A 2,917-nucleotide genomic window follows, 5' to 3' on the forward strand; every position below is an offset into this window, starting at 1 on the left:
GACAGCACGGCCACCCTGGACGAATCGGCCCTGACCGGCGAGCCGCTGCCGGTGCGTCGCGCTCCCGGCGAAGCCTTGCGCAGTGGCGCGCTGAACGCCGGCGCGCCGTTCGAGATGCGCGCCAGCCACCCGGCGACCCAGAGCACCTACGCGGCCATCGTGCGGATGGTCGAGGCCGCACGCCTGTCGCGCGCGCCCTTCGTGCGCCTGGCCGACCGCTACGCCCTGCTGCTGATCCCCGTCACCCTGGCGCTGGCTGGCCTGGCCTGGCTGATCAGCGGCGACCCGCTGCGCGTGCTGGCGGTGCTGGTGGTGGCCACGCCCTGCCCGCTGATCCTGGCGGTGCCGGTGGCGATCATGTCCGGCATCTCGCGCTGTGCGCACCGCGGCATCCTGGTCAAGGACGGCGCCACCCTGGAGGCGCTGGCCCGCGCCAGGCTGCTGTTTCTCGACAAGACCGGTACCCTGACCACGGGGCATGCCAGCGTACTTTCCGTGGAAAGCGCAGGCAGCTACTCGCAGGAGCAGCTGCTGCGCCTGGCCGGCTCGCTGGCGCAGTCTTCGCCGCACCTGGTGGCGCAGGCCATAGTCGAGGCCGCGCAGGGCCACGGGCTGAGCCTGGAACGTGCCCTGGAGGTGCAAGAGCAGCCCGGGGCCGGCCTGTGCGGGGTGGTCGACGGGCACGCGGTGATGCTCGGCGGCCATGACTATGTCGCCGCGGCCACCCCGGCCGTGCCCTGGACCGAGGGCATGCTGCGGCGCATGGCCTACGAGGTGGCCGGCGCCAGCTTTATCGCCATCGACGGCGTGATGGCCGGCGCCGTGCTGTTCTCCGACCGCCTGCGCCTGGAGTCCCCGCGGGCTTTGCGCCTGCTGCGCCAGGCCGGCATCCGCCACATCGTCATGCTCACCGGCGACCGTTCGGAGGCGGCGCAGACCATCGGCATGGCCGTCGGCGTCGACGAGATCCGGGCCGGCCTCTCCCCCGCCGGCAAGGTCGCGGCCATCGCCCAGGGCAAGAGCGACGGCACCCGCCTGATGGTCGGCGACGGCATCAACGACGCCCCGGCCCTGGCGGCGGCCGATGTCGGCATCGCCCTGGGCGCTGGCGGGACCAGCGCCTCTTCCGAAGCGGCCGGGGTGGTGCTCTTGGCCGACCGCCTGGACCGCGTCGCCGAAGCCCTGCGCATCGCCCGCCGCTCCCGGGGCATCGCGGTGCAGGGGGTCATGGTGGGGATGGGCCTGTCGCTGCTGGCCATGCTGCTGGCAGTCGCCGGTTATCTGCCGGCACTGGCGGGAGCGATCGTGCAGGAAGTCATCGACCTGGCGGTGATCGGCAATGCGCTGCGCGCACTCGGCGCTGGCTGGCGCGAACGGGCGGCCCCCGCACTCACCGGCGAATGGATCGACAGCCTGCGCCAGGAGCATGCCGCCCTCCTGCCCCTGCTCGAACGGCTGCGCGCGGCGGCCGAAGGCCTCGACAGCACGCCGCCTGCCCAGGCGCGGGAGGAACTGGCCGGCCTGGTCGAGGCGCTGCAGCGCCAGCTGATCCCCCATGAGCAAGCCGACGAGGACCGCCTGTATCCGCAACTGGCCCAGCGCCTGCCGGGCGAGGACCCGCTAGCGGCGCTGAGCCATACCCATCGGGAAATCTTCCGTCTGGCACACCTGCTGGAGCGCATGAGTGCCGACCTGTCGGGCGATGCCAAGGGTAGCTCGCTGGCGGAAATCCAGCGCCTGCTGCTGCGCCTGGACACCCTGCTGAGCCTGCATTTCGCCCAGGAGGACGAGCTCTACCACAGCCTCGACAGGCGCTGAGGCGGTGTATCTCAGACGCGGCGAGCGAGATAGGCCACCAACGCGTCCAGGCTGTCCAGGCGCCGGTAGTCGGCTTCGGGGATGTTCACCCCCAGGCGCTGGTGCAGCGCACTGAGCAGGCGCAGCCAGTCCATCGAATCCAGGTCCACCTCGTCGCGCAGCGGGCGGTCGCCGCGCAGCTGTGCGGGCTCCAGCTCCGGGGCGATGCGTTGCAGCTCTTCGAGCACCAGGCGGCGGATCTCTGCGGCGTCCATCGCACCCTCCTCAGAGCCGTTCGGGCTCTTGCAGCAACCGGCCGATGGCGCCGAGAAAGCGCGCGCCCAAGTGACCGTCGCTGGCGCGATGATCGGCGGCCAGGCTAGCGACCACCTGCGGCCGCACGCAGAGCTGCCCCGCCTCGACCCAGGGACGCTCGCCGATACCGCCAAAGCCGACCAGCGCGACCTGCGGCGGATAGATCACGCCGAATACGCTGTCCACGCTCTGCTCACCCAGATTGGTGACGGTCAGGCTGGCGTCGCTCAGCTCCGAGCTGCGCAGGGAGCCGCTGCGGGCACGCTGGACCAGATCGCTGAACTCGCTCATCAGCTGCGGCAGCGGCTTGTCGGCGACCTCGTGCAGCGCCGGGGCGATCAGACCGCCCTGGCGTAGCGCGATGGCCACGCCCAGATGAATGCCCGGCGCCGCCTGGAAGGCGTCGTCGCGCCAGAAACCGTTGAGCTGCGGATACTCGCGTAGCGCCAGGGCCACCGCCTTGAGCAGCGGCACCACGGGCAGCAGGCGCTGCTCCGGGGGCAGCTCGGCATTGCGGGCCTGCAACCAGGTCATCAGCTGGCCGAGGGCGATGCTCTCGCTCAGGTAGTAATGCGGGATTTCGCGCTTGGAACGGCTCATGGCCGCGGCGATCGCATGGCGCATGCTGGCCTGACGGTCCACCGGCACGGCTGCCCGAGCGGCGGCCTCGACGTCTTCCAGACTGACCACGCCATGGGGGCCGCTGCCGTTCAGGGTTGCGGCGTCCAGCCCCAGTTCGGCGGCCCGTTTGCGCGCCGCCGGGGAGATGCGTGGGCGAGTCGTGGCGGCCAGCACGGGTGCGCCT

At 71.7% G+C, this 2,917-nt stretch carries 3 protein-coding genes; 1 reads left to right on the plus strand and 2 read right to left on the minus strand.

All coding sequences use genetic code 11. The features are described from left to right. The coding region (locus tag N878_RS16770) for a heavy metal translocating P-type ATPase (protein WP_021444761.1) at positions 1-1,818 on the plus strand (1,818 nt) is incomplete at its 5' end. Positions 1,819-1,829: 11 nt separating this feature from the next. Here the strand turns inward: N878_RS16770 and N878_RS16775 are convergent. After that, a complete protein-coding gene (locus tag N878_RS16775; RefSeq protein WP_021444762.1) occupies positions 1,830-2,072 on the minus strand; it encodes an acyl carrier protein in 243 nt (80 codons plus the stop codon). Positions 2,073-2,082: 10 nt separating this feature from the next. Beyond that, the coding region (locus tag N878_RS16780) for a dihydrolipoamide acetyltransferase family protein (protein ID WP_021444763.1) at positions 2,083-2,917 on the minus strand (835 nt) is incomplete at its 5' end.

Source organism: Pseudomonas sp. EGD-AK9 (genome assembly GCF_000465935.2).
Lineage (GTDB): Bacteria > Pseudomonadota > Gammaproteobacteria > Pseudomonadales > Pseudomonadaceae > Aquipseudomonas.